The 16,329-nt window shown below is 34.4% G+C and carries 19 protein-coding genes, 1 other RNA gene and 1 riboswitch; of the genes, 8 read left to right on the top strand and 12 right to left on the bottom strand.

Going from position 1 to position 16,329, the window contains the following annotated elements; genetic code table 11:
- The first annotated feature begins 106 nt into the window (after window positions 1-106).
- The 7 genes from KTJ72_RS00950 (at window position 107) to KTJ72_RS00920 (ending at window position 4,432) form a co-directional block, all read left to right on the top strand.
- Window positions 107-1,063 carry a ketopantoate reductase family protein gene (locus KTJ72_RS00950; RefSeq protein WP_041152247.1) on the top strand — a complete coding sequence of 319 codons (957 nt, stop codon included), beginning with the start codon at window positions 107-109 and terminating at the stop codon, window positions 1,061-1,063.
- Window positions 1,064-1,127: 64 nt separating this feature from the next.
- A riboswitch (THF riboswitch) is annotated at window positions 1,128-1,222 on the top strand.
- A 64-nt stretch (window positions 1,223-1,286) separates the two neighbouring features.
- Complete coding sequence (locus KTJ72_RS00945; RefSeq protein ID WP_041152248.1) at window positions 1,287-1,832, top strand: folate family ECF transporter S component; 546 nt, start codon at window positions 1,287-1,289, stop codon at window positions 1,830-1,832.
- A 20-nt stretch (window positions 1,833-1,852) separates the two neighbouring features.
- Window positions 1,853-2,323, top strand: a complete 471-nt coding sequence (locus tag KTJ72_RS00940) for a glutathione peroxidase (protein ID WP_041152249.1) — start codon at window positions 1,853-1,855, stop codon at window positions 2,321-2,323.
- Window positions 2,324-2,374: 51 nt separating this feature from the next.
- Window positions 2,375-2,830: a hypothetical protein gene (locus tag KTJ72_RS00935; RefSeq protein WP_217303912.1), complete on the top strand. Its 456-nt coding sequence runs from the start codon at window positions 2,375-2,377 to the stop codon at window positions 2,828-2,830.
- Between the two features lie 2 nt (window positions 2,831-2,832).
- Window positions 2,833-2,991: a hypothetical protein gene (locus KTJ72_RS00930; protein WP_155368122.1), complete on the top strand. Its 159-nt coding sequence runs from the start codon at window positions 2,833-2,835 to the stop codon at window positions 2,989-2,991.
- 249 nt (window positions 2,992-3,240) lie between these two features.
- Window positions 3,241-3,771: a GNAT family N-acetyltransferase gene (locus KTJ72_RS00925; protein WP_217303911.1), complete on the top strand. Its 531-nt coding sequence runs from the start codon at window positions 3,241-3,243 to the stop codon at window positions 3,769-3,771.
- 175 nt (window positions 3,772-3,946) lie between these two features.
- Window positions 3,947-4,432 (top strand): hypothetical protein, encoded by a 486-nt coding sequence (locus tag KTJ72_RS00920; protein ID WP_041152252.1) that lies wholly within the window; start codon window positions 3,947-3,949, stop codon window positions 4,430-4,432.
- Window positions 4,433-4,482: 50 nt separating this feature from the next.
- On the opposite strand, the gene KTJ72_RS00915 is transcribed toward KTJ72_RS00920, so the two are convergent.
- The 7 genes from KTJ72_RS00915 to KTJ72_RS00885 are packed head-to-tail and all read right to left on the bottom strand — an operon-like array spanning window position 4,483 to window position 12,079.
- The gene (locus KTJ72_RS00915) at window positions 4,483-6,984 is read right to left on the bottom strand and encodes a carbamoyl phosphate synthase preATP-grasp domain-containing protein (RefSeq protein ID WP_249419523.1); all 2,502 of its coding nucleotides are present in this window, start codon (window positions 6,982-6,984) and stop codon (window positions 4,483-4,485) included.
- 3 nt (window positions 6,985-6,987) lie between these two features.
- Window positions 6,988-8,061 carry a carbamoyl phosphate synthase small subunit gene (locus KTJ72_RS00910; RefSeq protein WP_217303910.1) on the bottom strand — a complete coding sequence of 358 codons (1,074 nt, stop codon included), beginning with the start codon at window positions 8,059-8,061 and terminating at the stop codon, window positions 6,988-6,990.
- 33 nt (window positions 8,062-8,094) lie between these two features.
- Window positions 8,095-8,622 carry a bifunctional pyr operon transcriptional regulator/uracil phosphoribosyltransferase PyrR gene (gene pyrR / locus KTJ72_RS00905; protein ID WP_034531143.1) on the bottom strand — a complete coding sequence of 176 codons (528 nt, stop codon included), beginning with the start codon at window positions 8,620-8,622 and terminating at the stop codon, window positions 8,095-8,097.
- An 11-nt stretch (window positions 8,623-8,633) separates the two neighbouring features.
- Complete coding sequence (locus KTJ72_RS00900) at window positions 8,634-9,551, bottom strand: RluA family pseudouridine synthase (RefSeq protein ID WP_041152255.1); 918 nt, start codon at window positions 9,549-9,551, stop codon at window positions 8,634-8,636.
- Complete coding sequence (gene lspA, locus KTJ72_RS00895; protein WP_034533602.1) at window positions 9,547-9,999, bottom strand: signal peptidase II; 453 nt, start codon at window positions 9,997-9,999, stop codon at window positions 9,547-9,549. Before lspA ends, KTJ72_RS00900 begins: the two co-directional genes overlap by 5 nt.
- 12 nt (window positions 10,000-10,011) lie before the next feature.
- Complete coding sequence (locus KTJ72_RS00890; RefSeq protein ID WP_217303909.1) at window positions 10,012-11,667, bottom strand: formate--tetrahydrofolate ligase; 1,656 nt, start codon at window positions 11,665-11,667, stop codon at window positions 10,012-10,014.
- Between the two features lie 28 nt (window positions 11,668-11,695).
- Window positions 11,696-12,079, bottom strand: coding sequence for an EbsA family protein (locus KTJ72_RS00885; protein WP_041152257.1), 384 nt, complete (start codon window positions 12,077-12,079; stop codon window positions 11,696-11,698).
- Between the two features lie 31 nt (window positions 12,080-12,110).
- On the opposite strand from KTJ72_RS00885, the gene KTJ72_RS00880 reads away from it, so the two are divergent.
- Entirely contained in the window at window positions 12,111-12,500 is a 390-nt protein-coding gene (locus KTJ72_RS00880) for a ribonuclease HI family protein (protein ID WP_217303908.1), read from the top strand.
- On the opposite strand, the gene KTJ72_RS00875 is transcribed toward KTJ72_RS00880, so the two are convergent.
- From KTJ72_RS00875 to KTJ72_RS00855, 5 genes are all read right to left on the bottom strand, one after another.
- Window positions 12,489-13,613, bottom strand: coding sequence for an NAD(P)/FAD-dependent oxidoreductase (locus KTJ72_RS00875; protein ID WP_217303907.1), 1,125 nt, complete (start codon window positions 13,611-13,613; stop codon window positions 12,489-12,491). The genes KTJ72_RS00880 and KTJ72_RS00875 overlap by 12 nt on opposite strands.
- A gap of 12 nt (window positions 13,614-13,625) precedes the next feature.
- A complete protein-coding gene (locus tag KTJ72_RS00870) occupies window positions 13,626-14,759 on the bottom strand; it encodes a THUMP domain-containing class I SAM-dependent RNA methyltransferase (protein ID WP_217303906.1) in 1,134 nt (377 codons plus the stop codon).
- Between the two features lie 85 nt (window positions 14,760-14,844).
- Window positions 14,845-15,220, bottom strand: an RNA gene (rnpB, locus tag KTJ72_RS00865) — RNase P RNA component class B.
- Between the two features lie 18 nt (window positions 15,221-15,238).
- Window positions 15,239-15,625, bottom strand: coding sequence for a cell division regulator GpsB (gene gpsB, locus KTJ72_RS00860; protein ID WP_034531132.1), 387 nt, complete (start codon window positions 15,623-15,625; stop codon window positions 15,239-15,241).
- Window positions 15,626-15,694: 69 nt separating this feature from the next.
- Window positions 15,695-16,261: an SLOG family protein gene (locus tag KTJ72_RS00855; RefSeq protein ID WP_041152261.1), complete on the bottom strand. Its 567-nt coding sequence runs from the start codon at window positions 16,259-16,261 to the stop codon at window positions 15,695-15,697.
- Between the last annotated feature and the right edge of the window lie 68 nt (window positions 16,262-16,329).

Raw genomic sequence — 16,329 nt, 5'->3', positions numbered from 1 at the left:
GTTGACTAGTTCTTTTTATTATTAAAAAACAATTAGAAAATACGTTGCTTTTTCTAATAATTAGTTCTATACTCATAACAACTTATAAAGATATGAGGTGTTGTTTATGAAATACGGAATTATTGGAGCAGGAGCAATGGGATACAGGTATGGTGTTTTATTGCAAGAGAATGCCGGCGTGGAAGTAGATTTCATCGAAACATGGGAACCTAATATTGAAAAGGTAAAGGAACAAGGTGGTGTTTACGTTTCACGTGACCACGAAAATAAACATCTGGTGCCGATTAATATCTATTATCCAGAAGATTATAAGGGTCATCCTGATGTTTGGATTATTTTTAAAAAACAAATGCAACTGGAAGAAGAACTTAGGAGAGATAGTGCTGCTGGAATCTTTCATGATGATCAATATGCTTTTTCTGCGATGAATGGAATGGGGCATTTTGATAAAATCGAAAAATATTTTGATAAAGATAAAATCGTTTGTGGTACCGCGATGATTGCGACTGTTTTAAATGGACCTGGAGATGTTGATTTCATGGGACCTGTAAATGGAGAAGCAATGCACTTAGCTCCATATAATGATAAAAAACCGGATGCAACTGTTAAGAACTTATACGATGACTTGAAAGAAGCGAAATTAGGCCCAATCATGGCCAATAACTGGATTAACATGTGTATGACTAAAGTTGTGTTTAACGCTGTTGTTAACACTCTTTGTACAATGTTTGAAGTCCAAATGGGACAGTTCATTCAATATCCAAAAGCACCAGAAATGGCAAGACAACTATTTAATGAGTCATTTGATGCGTGTGAAAGAGCGGGGATTTATATGGATGAAACAAGAGATGAACAGGTTCAATCCGTTATTGATACCAGTCATACTCTAAAATATCATTATCCTTCAATGTATCAAGACTTCTCAAAAGGTAGGGAAACAGAAGTTGATTACATTAATGGTTACATCGCTAAGTTAGGTAGGGAAAATGACTACGTTTGCCGTACACATGAGTTTGTTGTAAACCAAGTTCATCTAGTTGAACAAATGAGACAATTCAAATAATTGAACGATGAATGTAATTGTTTTGTAGTTATAAACATGATAATATTGAGTTGTAACAAAAAATTTGGGAGTAGGTAGTTATGCGTAAAGTGCAGGCGGAACGGAATGTGAACGCCTGACGAAAACTTAGGTTGCGATGTAACTACCGCATTCGCCACAACTTTTTTATAATATCAACTTTTATAATTATATGAGTGGCAGCTCCACTAGGAGATGTCTTTTGATGAATGTTTCAACTTTATTCAGGGTTCCGCGTATTAACGTAAGGGACGCCGCTACAATTGCTATTTTAATGGCAATGACTTATGTTTTAGGAAGAGTCGGTATACATACACCAATCATTGTATTTACTTTCTCGTTTTTAGCTACTGCTGTATTGGCTTCAATGTACGGACCAATCGTAGCAGGAATCGTAGGTGGGGTATATGACGTATTCGTTACGATCCTAAGCGGTCAAATGTATTTGCCTGGATTTACAGTATCAGCCGTTCTATCAGCTTTCATTTTTGGTTTATTCTTATACAAAAATGAAAAGTTCAGTCCATGGAAAGCTATTTTGGCTCAATTGGTCATTACATTATTAGTAAATACTTTCTTGAATACTCTATGGTTATCAATGTCAACATTGACAGCTGGATACAGTTTCAGGGTATTCTTAATGACTAGATTGATCAAACAACTTATTACAACACCAATTCAAATGGTGCTACTAGTAGTTGTGCTAGGTAATCCAATTATGCAAAAGTTGATAAAATCTCGTTGGAAATAATTTAGATTTGGAGTGTAATTATGAGTACAATCTATGATTACCAGTTAACTGAAATGAATGGTCAATCCATCAATTTCGGTGATTTAAAGGGTAAGGTTATCTTAATAGTTAATACAGCTAGCAAGTGTGGTCTTGCTGGACAATTAAAGGATTTACAATACTTATATGATAAGTACAAGGATCAAGGACTTGTCTTAGTCGGTGTACCATCAAATCAATTCCACATGGAATTAAATAGTGATGAAAAGACCAGCGAATACTGTCAATTACATTATGGGGTTACATTCCCAATGGCTAAACAAGCAAAGGTAAATGGCAAAGATGAACTACCATTATTTACATACTTGAAGTCAGCATCTGGTAAGGGTCGTATTAAATTTAATTACACCAAATTCTTGATTAATAAAAATGGTGAATTTGTAAAACGTTACTCACCATTAAAGAATCCACGTAAAATTGAACAAGATATTATCAATGAACTAGATCAATAACTAAAAGCATCCGTTTCGGGTGCTTTTGTTGTATAAAGGGAGATTTTAGCAATGTTTAATCAGGAAGTACTAAAAGAGACACGATTAAGAACAATTGAATCATTAAAAGATTTATATGGTTTGTTGGTTTCATCTGCAATAGCATGGTTAGTAGCATTGATTGGTGTTGCACTAGAAACATTTCAAAACTCATTGGAACGTGCATATTTCTTTTTACCAAGTATGACGCCTAAACATTTTGAGGAAATCTATCATAATGATTTATCAAACACGTTCAAATATGGGGTTTTAATAATAATCAGTGCGATAGTATTATTTATTATATTAATGTGGTTACAACGTAAGCATGCATCTGTGATCAGTCGTATGGGTTGGTCAATCATTATTATTGTTATGGGTGGTTTAGTGATGGCACAAACACTTACCAATGTTTACATGAACCATGATAAAGGTATCAATTATTATCATCCAGAACGTATGTATCAAAACCATAAAGGAGGAAAATAATTATGATCGATTATGGAGCTAGCTATGTAATACAAGGTTTAATTGCATTAATTGCTAAAGCAATATATTTATGGTTTATAACAACAGCTGTGGTATTAATTATAGTTATAGCAATGTTATTTGTCAGAAACTACTGGCGTGTATTAAAAGGAGAATATTAAATATAATATGAGCATCCAATACGGATGCTTTTTTTTAATACAATTATTGATGGGGAATACAGAGAACACTTCTCAATTTATCTAAAATTATCTACTTTACATAATATATATTATGCGAAGTAGACTTAAAAAGAAGAAGTAGCAATGATTTTCAATTTTACATTTATTTATAACTTAATTTGATTTATATATTCCCGTAATATGTTTATGATATGATTTGTATAAATTCTTTGGAGGTTTTATTTATATATGATTACCTTTAGCAATCTCTCTGATAATAATGATTCAAGTTATTGGTTAGATCTTTATTCAGATTCGTTTCCAACTAATCAACGAATTGATTTCAATGATTTAACTAATATTGCTAATTTTAATGACTCCGTTCAAATGCTGTTAATTCAGTTAAATGCTAAAAATGTCGGCATTATTTATCTTGTTGATTTTGACGATCAAGCATTCATATTATATCTTGCTATTGATACTAATATGCGTGGTAACGGTTTAGGAAAATCTACCATAAACGCCTTGAAATCAAGGTTTAAGGATGGATTTATCCTTGAATCTGAGTCTGTTTTAGTCGATTCTGATAATCCTAAACAGCGAAATGCTAGATACCGTTTCTATACCAATAACGGTATGATTGATACGGATTTAGCTAGCAAGGATTCTGATGATGAATTCCACCTACTTACTTCAAATAAGGATGCTGGTGTTGATTTATACAAGAAAGCTAACCAAATCCTTGGTTTAGATGTAGATGTAATTAAATACAATAAATAGCAAAAAATAGGACGCTCTCTGCTGCACGTTAAAATGTTTATATGTATAGTTATACATTTGCGTGCAGTGTGAGACGCCCTAAATACATAAGATAATTTTGATAAGACTAATAACGTTGGTTTTTAAGTTTCATATGATAAAATGCATTCATACTTAAATTTTAAGGAGAAGCAAAATGAATGTTTTAAAGTTAAAAAAATCTACATATTTAATTATTGGGATAATAATTATATTGGTTGCTCTAGGAATCAGAAACACCATTGATAATGGAAAGTTCTATCAATTTACAAACAACAACGCTGGATTGCTTGTAAAAGCTGATGAAAACAAAAAAGTTATTTGGAAAATGGTAAACCAAGACTCGGATGTTACATATTTATATTTCAACAAGAATAACCAAGTATTAATTGCTGAAGATAAATCTGATCTAAATGGAATCTATAAGAATCCAAACAATTACAGTGATGATATCGGAACTTTTAAAAATAACGGTGGCGAAATTACTTTCAACATCAAGTATGACGAAGAACAAGTTAACATCAAACTTTACAATTTAAAAAAGGTTAACGATAACAAATTTGTTGGTATTAGTGAAACCGACTCTGGCAGTACTTCATTTAAGAAGAACATCACAATTACAAAAGACGGATTTATTAAGTAAAAAAGGGCATCTACGTCTATTAAAAAAAGCATTCCAAAATGGAATGCTTTTTATTTATCATCGACTAATCTAAATTTGATTTTAGCCCCTACTTCTTGGGAACTATTAGCATGATCAACTTTGACGTTTAATTGTTTGAATGGGAAGGTTGCTTGCATATGAGTAACTCTGTTAGACATATCAGGCATATTCTTCATTAATTCGTTAATATCCAATCTCTTGGTGTAGAAACGAACAAGTGCCCTAACCCAATTAATTCCAGTTGCTCTGCTTAAGAATATTGTCTCAGTTAAACGTAGTGGTCTAATACCAACATACTCTGATTCGCCCTTCTTGTTTTGATTAAACAAGATTTGAACTAATCCAATCCAATTGGAACTTTGAATATGTGATTTAGATTCTTCAATATCTCTTTGTAATGCTTCATTATCTAAGACATATGGCGTCTCGTATGCAGTTACGTAATCTAAGTCACTCTTATTATTACTAATTAGCTTTTCTGTTGAGATAAAGTAACTTTCATCTTGAGTCACAAAGAAGTTTAATGCATAGGTAACATCCTTAGGTAAAACAACTCCTGTTTCTTGATCAGGTGGCAATACTTGAACATTTAAATCAGTGTATTTCTTCAATTGTTTTAGTAGGAAATGTCTGTTTCCAGGAATGAATACTCTAACCGGTTTTTCAAGTTCAATAATATTTAGAATTGCACCTAATTGGATTGGTTCAATGTATTGCTTATCACTAATTTGCGGACTTAATGATAAGGCATTTGGATTGTTATTCATCACGATTGTCTTGTAACCAATTCTGTGTAGTTGGATTAGCATTTCAGCTGTGTAGTAATCGGCTGCTGTATTAGGTCCCAGCTTGTTACCACCACGACCAATTACTAAAGCTGTCTTTTCTGATTCTTGACTAGATTCGTTTTCAATTTCATAACTACTGTAGAAAGAACGAATGTTTTGATCAAATTCACCAGCTGAAGGTTCAATTGCCTTATATGTTGGGTATTCACCAGCAGCATGGTATAGTTCTCTCACTTTTTCAATTGGTTGATGCCATGTTTCAGCCATCATACCATCACCAAAACCATGATCATGAGCAACTTCAATGGTGCTTAGTTTCATAGGTTCCTTAATGATTAGTTCTTCTACATCCAATAATTCTTTTAGTTTGTAGAAATAGAATTGGTTAATCTTGGTTAATTCCTCTAATTCATCCACTTGGTAACCACGTCTTAGTGCTTCAATTAGCACTAATAAACGATCTGACTTAGGGTGAATCAATTGACTGATTAATTCATCACTACTGATTTCGTACATGCTTGGTAGAACATCACGAGGTGAGAACTGAGAACTACGCAAGGCTTTTAACATTGCTTCTTCAACTGTTCTACCTACCCCAATGGTTGAACCAACAGACTTCATAGTAGTATTTAGATGTTGATTAGCTTCTGGAACATTATCAAATGGCCAGACTGGCATCTTAATTACTACGTGGTCTAATGTAGGTTCCATGATTGGTGTCAAACGGTGATAATTAGCATGCAATTGAATTTCTGGCAATGAATTGCCTAGTAAAAGATTTGTACATACGTAAACCAATGGATAACCTGTTGATCGAGCAGCTAGTGCTGAACTACTATTAATCATCGGATTAATCTTTGTGATGTAGTAATTGCTACCGTCATTAGGATCTAGTGCAAATTGAATATGGCATAAACCAACGATGTTCAATAAGTCCATCATCTTAAATGTTGCAGTTCTTAGGCTTTGGTACTCAATATCGCCAAGTGTTTGAACTGGAGAAATTACGATTGAATCACCAGAATGGACACCAACAGCGTCGATGTTTTCCAAACCACTAATTAGAATCTTGGTGTTGGTTTGATCTCTAACCGCAACAGTTTCGATTTGTTTGTAACCAACGATGCTCTTTTCAATGATACATACGCTGTCGTCTTCAAATTCTTCTTCTAGCATGTCAGAAAGTTCTTCTGCGTTATTACAGATGATTCTTTCAGTACTTTCCTTATGATTAACTTTTTTGATGTTAACTGGGAACCCAATTTCTCGAACGACTTCAAATGCTTCAGAATCACTTCTAACGATTTTAGAAGGTACTGCTGGTTCATCAATACTATTAATAGCAATCTTCATCTTATCTGGATTATTAATAACCTTTAAAGACTCTTTAGAGATTCCTAAAACACGGACTCCTAAATCGCTTAGAATTCCTTGGTTTAATAGTTCCTGCGTAACATGAATTGCTCTTAATCCCCCTGCGATTGGAATAATTGCATCAGGAGATTCCTTCTTAATTACATCAAGAACATTTTTTAAATTAATTTCTTTTATAAATACATTAGCCGGTTGAACTTCTGAAAGTGTAAGTGAAAAAGGATTATTATCAATCACTAGGACTTGAACGCCGTTTTTCTTTAAGGCTGTCATCATTTGAAATGCAGCAGCATCAAGCTCAGTTTCACTACCAATTTTAGAAGGTCCGCCACCTAAAATTAATACCTTCTTGATTTTATTATCTATCATTAGTTATCTCCTTTGTGAGCTAACGTTTTCTAGAAATTCTTCGAACAAGTCTGCACTATCTTGTGGACCAGGTCCACCATCTGGTGAGAATTGAACAGAAAAAGCAGGATAATCACGATGTCTGATACCTTGGACAGTTCCATTAACTAAATCAACATATGTAATCAATAACTGATCATGGATGATTGATTTAGGGTCAACAGCGTATCCTTCGCTTTGTGATGCATAGATGATTTGATTGGTAATAACTTGTCTAATTGGATGATTACTACCATGATGTTCACCGTCTAATTTGTAAACATTAGCATCATTAGCTAATGCAAACAATTCATGACCTAGTCCCATCGCAAACATTGGGATTTCTTTTTGAACTTCCCTAATCATCTGTAAGACAGAATCTGGTAAATCTCTTGGCGAACCCGGTCCGGTTGATAAAACAACACCATCAGGGTCTAAATCAAAGATTTCCTGACTATATGTTTCAAATGGCATCACAATAACGTTGCAATCAAGGTCAGCAAGCTTACGTAAAATACCGTATTTAAGACCGAAATCAATCAATACAATATTGTATCCATCACCAGTATTTGGAAATGGCGCTTTGGTAGATACTTGATTTACTTGTTGGTTAGTAAGCACCGTTGCATGAAGTTGATCAAAAGCATGTTCATCATCCATATCAACGATACTTGCCTTCATTGTTTGTTTTCGATTTAAGCGACGTGTTAATTCTCTAGTATCAATTCCCGCAATACCAGGAATGTTATGTTGCTTTAAAAATAAATCTAAGTTTAAGTTTCCTAATCTATTGGTAGAAATATTGGAGTATTCCTTGACAACTACTCCTTTAGAATTAGTTACAATCGCTTCAAAGCTCTTGTGATTAATTCCAGTATTACCAATAGATGGCTGTGTAAACACAATGATTTGATTATGGTAAATTTGATTTGTTATAACTTCTTGATAGCCTAACATATTAGAATTTACAATAATTTCTCCAGTTGTGGTTGCTTCAGCTCCGAAGGCCTTACCTTTATATGAAGTTCCATCTTCTAATATTAAATATCTAGTGGTCATAACAACAATCTCCTTAAATATTTTATTTAAGAGTTACTTTTCATCAATTTCAACAGAATCTTGATCATCGATTTCATCAACTTGAACATTGATGATTTCTTGTTTTGAAGTTGGAATATTCTTACCAACAAAGTCAGCTCTAATTGGTAATTCACGGTGTCCACGATCAACTAATACAGCTAATCTGATGTTCTTTGGACGACCTAATTCAGCAATTGCTGATAAAGCAGCGTTAATAGTTCTACCAGTAAATAAAACATCATCAACTAAAATAATGTTTTTGTCCTTTAATGATACAGCTTCATCAGAAAGAACTGCTGGTTCGTTGTCAGTGTGTTGAATATCATCGCGATACTTTGTAACGTCGATTCCAACTACAGGAACTTCTTTGTTTTCAAGTTTTTGTAAACGGTTAGCAATGCGTTTTGCAAGGTAAATACCACGAGTCTTAATACCAACTAATACTAGGTTGTTTACCCCTTTATTTTTTTCGATAATTTCGTAAGTAATACGAGTTAACGCTCTTTGCATGGCCATTTTATCAACAACGACTTTACTCATTACAAATCCTCCTATTTTTGATTGTACTTATTTCTTAATTTAGTAATTGTTTGTTCGAAAATTTCTGGCAATGGTGTTTCAAAAATCATTTGTTCATTTGTTTTTGGATGAACGAATCCTAATTTCTTAGCATGTAAGAATTGTCCATTACCCTTTAAGGTATTCTTTGGTCCATATAATGGATCTCCAGCAAGTGGATGCCCAATATACTTCATATGAACTCTAATTTGATGAGTACGACCTGTTTCTAAAACACATGAAACAAGTGTGTATTCTCCACCAAAGCGTTCTAGAACCTTAAAATGAGTAACGGCATTCTTTCCATCATCCACGATTGCCTGTTTTTTACGGTCTTTTTTAGATCTACCAATTGGGGCGTTAATTACACCGCTATTTTCTTTGATATTTCCATGTACTAACGCAATATACTCACGAATGTTTGATTTATCCTTTAATTGTTTGGATAAAGATTCATGAGCATAATTGTTCTTAGCAACCATTAATAGACCAGATGTATCTTTATCAATTCTGTGAACGATTCCTGGTCTGTAGGTTCCATTAATTGTTGAAAGTGGTGAATGATAAAGCAATGCATTCACTAATGTATGATCAGGATGCCCTGGAGAAGGATGAACAACCATTCCTTGCGGCTTGTTAACGACAATTACATCGTCATCCTCATATACAATATCAATGTCGATGTTTTCAGGTTCCACGTTCATTGTTTCTGGTTCAGGAATGGTTACCTGAATTACTTCACCGTCTTTAACATCGTATTTTGCCTTTTTCTTTTGTCCATCTACCAAGACTAATCCGTCTTCAATCAAACTCTTGGCTCTTGAACGACTTAAATCATCAACGTTATCAGTTAATGATTTATCTAGTCGAACACTCCCCTTTGTGACTGTATAAGTTACTGTATCTTTAATCTAAATCACCATCTCTTAAAATTGCAAAAAATAACAAGATAATTCCGAATGTAATGCAGATATCTGCAAAGTTAAACACTGGGAAATTAATAAAATCAACTTGGAACATATCAACTACATATCCTTGTAAGAAACGGTTAATGAAGTTACCTAAAATTCCAGCTAATAAAATTGTTGTACTTGTTAAATAAAGCTTTCTACCCTTTAATTTTATCATAAAATAAACAATCGCTACGACTGCTACTAAGGTAATAATGGAAAATAACCATTGTTGACCTTCCAAGATACTCCAAGCAGCACCGCTATTATGCAGATTGGTAATTGATAATACACCAGGGATGATTGTTGTACTGGATGTTTCTGAAATATTTGCAGAAATCCAAATTTTAATTGCTTGATCAATTCCAACAAGAGCACATAGGCTAATTAAAATATATACAATTGGCATTGAAAAACTCCTTTAGAATAGTCCGGTAATCTTACCATCATTATCAATATCCATGTCTAATGCGGCAGGATGTGATGGTAAACCAGGCATTGTTAGAATCTTACCGGTTAATACAACGATGAAACCGGCACCTAGTTTAGGTTGAATGTCAGAAACATTAATTGAGAAGTCAACTGGTGCTCCTAACTCTTTAGCATTATCAGTGAATGAGTATTGAGTCTTAGCTACACAGATTGGTAATTTATCCCAACCATTTTTAACTAGTTTCTTTAGTTGTGTCTTAGCTTTATTACTTAAAACAACACCATTTCCACCATAAATTTTAGTAACGATGGCGTTTAACTTGTCCATGAAGTCATCATCGTTGTTGTATAGAGGTTTGAATTCTTGATTGTTGTCACATACATCAACTAATTCTTCAGCTAATTCAATAGCACCTGCACCACCGTTTTCCCATACAGTTGTGTTGAATGGTTTTACACCTTGTTCTTTGATGTAATCGTTTAGTGCATTAATTTCTTTTTCAGTATCGCTAGTAAATTCATTTACAGCTACTACGACTGGTTTGTTGTATTGCTTCATGTTAGCAATGTGTCTACCTAAGTTCTTAGCACCCTTTAGCAATGCATCTACGTTTTCTTGATCTAGGTCGTTCTTGTTAACACCACCATTTAGTTTTAACGCTCTAACAGTTGCAACGATAACAATTGCGTCTGGACGTTTGCCTAACTTTTCAGATGTAATGTCTAGGAACTTTTCTCCACCTAAATCAGCACCGAAACCAGCTTCAGTAATTGCGTAATCAGCATGTTGAATGGCTGCTTTAGTAGCTAAAATACTGTTACATCCGTGAGCAATATTAGCAAAAGGTCCACCATGAATAAATGCTGGAGTATGTTCTAGTGTTTGAACTAAGTTCGGTTTGATTGCATCTTTTAATAGTAGTGCCAATGCACCAGTAACACCCAAATCACTAACAGTAACTGGTTGTCTGTCGTAGTTGTATCCAATTAGGATTTTACCTAATTTTTCTTTTAAGTCGTCTAAATCTTCACTTAAACATAGAACTGCCATGATTTCACTTGCGACAGTAATGTCAAAGCCGTCTTCACGAGGGACACCAGATGTGCGTCCACCCAATCCAACGATTACGTTTCTTAATTCTCGGTCGTTAATGTCAACGACTCTCTTCCAAGTAATTGTTCTAGGATCAATGTTTAGCTTGTTACCATGATGAATGTGATTATCAATTAATGCTGATAATGTGTCATGTGCTTCGGCAATAGCAGGAAAATCACCTGTAAAGAATAGGTTAATATCTTCCATTGGAGCTACTTGAGCATATCCACCACCAGTAGCACCACCCTTAATTCCCATAACAGGTCCAAGTGAGGGTTCTCTTAGTGCAATTGCTACAGACTTATTAATTCTGTGGAATGCGTCACCTAAACCGATGGTCAAAGTGGTTTTACCTTCACCAGCAGCGGTTGGATTAATTGATGTTACTAAAATCAGTTTGCCGTTTTTTGAACCGGCAAATGGTAAGTTGATTTTCGATTTATATTTACCATAAGGATCCATTTGATCGTCACTTATATTTAAACTTGATGCAATTTCGCTAATGTTTTTTAACTCAGCTGATTGTGAAATTTCAATATCTGTTTTCATGGTAAGAACATCTCCTAGAATTATGTAATTATTTTTTAAGTAAGTTGCTTAGCTCAATTATTGAATTGACAGGCAATAACAATCTGTAGTGCTTTTTATTAACTTCAATGTCTGCGGTATGCTTAGTGAATCTAACGTCATCAATATCGCTAATATTTGCTTCCAACCATTTTGGATTCATTAGCTTACTTACTGTTATTTTATCATCTTCAATGGTAATTCTTCTAAAAATAATTTGAAAAATCGCAAATAAGAAGAATACTAAAAAGAAAAAAATTGTAATCCATTGAATCACTGTTACTTCAAGCCAAAAAATAATTCCAATAAATAGAAGAGCAAATGTCCAAGCCCAGGTAATTACTGTATACAAAGGTTCTGGCTGGTATAAAAATGTTCGTTTTTGGGTTATCATTAAGTAAAACCTTCCTTTGGAGAATTAGATTATGTTTAAATTATACACTGATGCGGCCACAATGAACAATTCTGGGAACAGTTCTTGTGGAATTTTAATTGTTCATGATAGTGAACAATACCAAGAAAAACTTAAATTAACTTCAAAAGATAATCATGAAGCAGAGTTTGAAGCCTGTCTACTTGGCTTTAAGGCGATTTCACCATTAACTAATAAGGACTCGATTATTGTTTATTATACTGACAGTAAAATTGTTCATGAAAGTTTAGAAAAGCAATATGCTAAACACTATCAAGAATATGTTAATCAAATCTTAGAAGAACAAGCTAAGTACAGCATGGTAATCAATAATTGGATTCCAGATACAAAAAATGAAGGTGCCCATAATCTTGCGACACAGGCCCTTCACTTATTTTACTAATTTAATATAATTTTCAATTGGTTTGCGATATTCATCGATATCGTAATCCACTTTATCAGCAATCATTTCTGCTAAAATCTTACCCACTAAAGGTCCAGTTGTTAAACCAGATGATCCTAGTCCACTGCCGACTAGGATTTTTTCATATCCAGGGATGCATCCAAAGAATGGCGCGAAATCTGAGGTATATGCTCTGGTACCAATCTTTACTCTAATTAAGTTTTCGGCATTAATTTGATTAGATATACTATGAGCACTATTTAATAGTTCATCAATAATATCCGCATCGGCAGATAAATCGAACCCCTTATCATTTTCATGACTAGCTCCCACAATTAAACGTCCATTACCTAATGGGATGAAATCTGATTCCCCTTCAGGCATTACAACTGGCATATCAACTTTAGCACCAAAAATTTGAGTGGTAGATAATTCAATTAATTGTCCCTTTTGTGGTCTAACATCAACATCTAAAGGAAGTTCTTTTAAAATATCCTTTGTCCAAGCACCAGTTGCTAAGATGATATTATCGAATTCTAGGACTTGTCCATCTAATTTAACATTACCATCTTCATTAATTGATACAGCTTGCTTAATTATTGTTAAATTCTTTTTCTTAGCAATCTTAGTCAAATGACTGGCGTATTTATCACCATTCAATCTAGCACCACCTGAAACGAATACACCAGGATATGAATTATCGATAATCGGAACAAATCTCATTACCTCATCTGCAGTTAATTCCTTAATTTCACCAATTGTATCAGTCTCATCACGACGTTCTTCAGCTAATTGATAAAGTTCTTTTAGCTTTTCAGAATCTTCACGCGTAATGATGGTACCGCATTGGTCATAAATGCTTTCAGGCATTTTGGATTGCTTAGATATTTGTCTTAACAATGTTGCCCCGTCACGGGCTAGGTTATACCATTTGTTATTTCTTCTCTTTGATAACCATGGTGAGATGATACCTGCAGCTGCCTTTGTGGCTTGACCGTTACCATCATCAAACATGGTTACTTCAAAATCATTACCAGAATCTAGTTGGCTTAAGAAATAAGCTGCCGTTGATCCGACAATTCCGCCACCAATAATCGCTATTTTCTTGGTCAATATATACACCCTTTATTTTCTAATCTTTTTACCCCAGAATTGGAAATAATCGGTTCTTAAGTAACCGTTGTATAGTTTACGAGTTTTAGTTGGAGCTTGTCCGTAGAACTTATCAAATTCCAAATCTGATGTAAGGAAGTACTTAGACCAACTAGTCATTGGTTTAAATACGCGTCCTAAGCCCTTGTATAGCTTACGAACTTCTTGTTTATCACTTAAACGTTCACCATATGGTGGGTTTGAAACAACCACACCATTAATCTTGTCAGTCTTGAAGTCAAGAACAGACAATTGCTTAAATTGAATATCGTGAAGTAATCCAACTTCTTGAGCATTTACTTTGGCAATATCAATCATATTTCCATCTACATCAGATGCCATGATATCAAGTTCTTTGTCGTAGTCAGCTTTTTCATCAGCTTTGTTTCGAACATCTTCAACGACGTCTTCATCTATCCAATCCCATTTTTCACATGAGAATTCACGGTTAAAACCAGGTGCAATGTTTCTTGCAATCATTGCTGCTTCAATTGGAATAGTTCCAGAACCACACATTGGATCTAAGAAAGGCATATCTGGGTACCAACTAGTTAACATGATTAATGCTGCAGCCATATTTTCCTTGATAGGAGCAGGACCTTTGGCAACACGGTAACCACGTTTGAATAAACTTTCACCAGTTGTATCTAGGGTAACCATTACATGGTCTTTATTAATTCTAGTTTCAAGCTTGTAAAGTTGACCGGTTTCTGGAAGTCTTGTACGACGATGATATGTTTCATTTAACTTATTTACTACCGCCTTTTTAGCGATTGCTTGAACGTCTGGAACACTGTGTAATGCAGAGTTGTGTGAACGTCCATTCATTGGAAATTGAGCATCCATTGGTAACAATTCGTCCCATGGAAGTGCTTTAACGTTTTGGAATAAATCTTCAAAAGTCTTGGCTTCAAATTCACCAACAATAATTTCAACACGATCGGCGGTTCTTAACCAAAGATTGGTATTGATAATATCTTCAATTGTTCCTTCAAATCTAACTCTTCCGTTTTCGACTTGAACTTCATAACCTAAATCACGAAGTTCTCTACCAACTAAAGCTTCAATTCCGGCGGCACAAGTGGCCATTAATTTAAAAGTTTTCATTTAATTCATCCTTTTTATGAATTATTTATTTTCAATAAAAAAAGGGAGGAAGAAAACTTCCACCCTTTTCCTGAATGGTGTACATTCCTGTAAGCCATGTTTTGTGCTTTATATTTAAGTCAGGCCTTTAAATATAAAGTAGTAATCATCTATCTGAGAAATAAATTTCTCCCCCACACTTGGTTCAATTTCCGTGTGTGAAGCTCCCCTACCAAAGTTTGGGTTTCCCGCTCGCGGGGTTTACCGCGTTCCACCAGTATCGTTTCCAATCCTGTATCGTCACTGTGGCACTTTCAGAAGTACTAAAGCATAGCAAAACCTTAGCTCGTTTCTTCGCCATTACTACAAATTGTAGTCCCCCGGCTTATTTTTTCACCGAGCACGAACACTACAAGCATCGCAGCTTGTGCGAGAGTGGACTTTCCTCAGCCAACATAAGTTGACCGCGATTACTCAGAACATACACCAGTTATTAACGATTAATATCTGTCGATGCTACTTGGTCCTTCAGTAGAACCAAATACACGTTGTTCTAGGTTAGATACACGTTTTAAAAGTTCATTTTCAATACGTGTTCTACCTAAAGTATCATGATTTGATGGTGCTGAATTTGAATCATTGAAATAACCAGATGGAGAAACGCTTGGTTCTGGTGTAACAGTACCAGCAGATTGCTTTAATCTTTGTACTTCCATTCTTAGTTGATTGTTTTCGTTTTCTAGACTATTGATTCGGTTATCGAATGCTTGGTAGTCCTTGATAATACCGTCCAAGAAAGTGTCTACTTCATTTGGATCGTACCCTCTCATCTTTTGAGAAAATGTTTTTTCTAAGATGTCCTTAGGGGTAAATTGTATATTGTTCATTATTCACACCTCATATCATAAATAATCACGAACAAGTATTATTGTACCAGAAATTTAAACATTTTCAATTTATTCCTCAAAATTATTTAAATTATTTTGGTACTCATTCGCGGCTTCTTGTAGTTCGTCAAAATCAATTAAATGATAATCATAGTCATGTATTTCTGAAAATCTTTTAATCTGCTCATAATCATATTGTGTTTTGCCAGGATTGTCAACATCATAGATTAGTAGCGCTCTATCCGTGTGGTTGAGCATAAAATCCTGATATGCTCTTAACTGCATTGGTGATTTATATGGATCATTAGAAACACTAGCAGAGAAGTCTACTTTATTAATACTTTGTGATAATTTCATTTGATTTTGTTCGTTCCATTGGTTACCAAACTCCTTGAATGGTAGCATCATAGAAATTTGAAATTCATCTGGATATTCCTCTTTTAACAGATCTGCTACTTCAACTGTCCATTGTTCGACACCCATTTGACCACCGGTTATTATCCAATCGACCCCATCTTCAATTGACTGTTTTAAATTATTTTCGATTACATTTTTGATAACTAGTTCTTTTGGATCCTTATCACTAAACACGCCTAGTTCATAACTTCGATATCCGGTTACCCAAAGTCTTGAGATAGTAACACCCCCTACCTTATTATTAACTTTTCAATACTAATGGTATAATATCATTAATAAACTTACAG

This window comes from Apilactobacillus waqarii, from assembly GCF_019061205.1.
In the GTDB taxonomy this organism is placed as follows: Bacteria; Bacillota; Bacilli; order Lactobacillales; family Lactobacillaceae; genus Apilactobacillus; species Apilactobacillus waqarii.
This window is presented reverse-complemented; position numbering and strand designations above follow the sequence as displayed.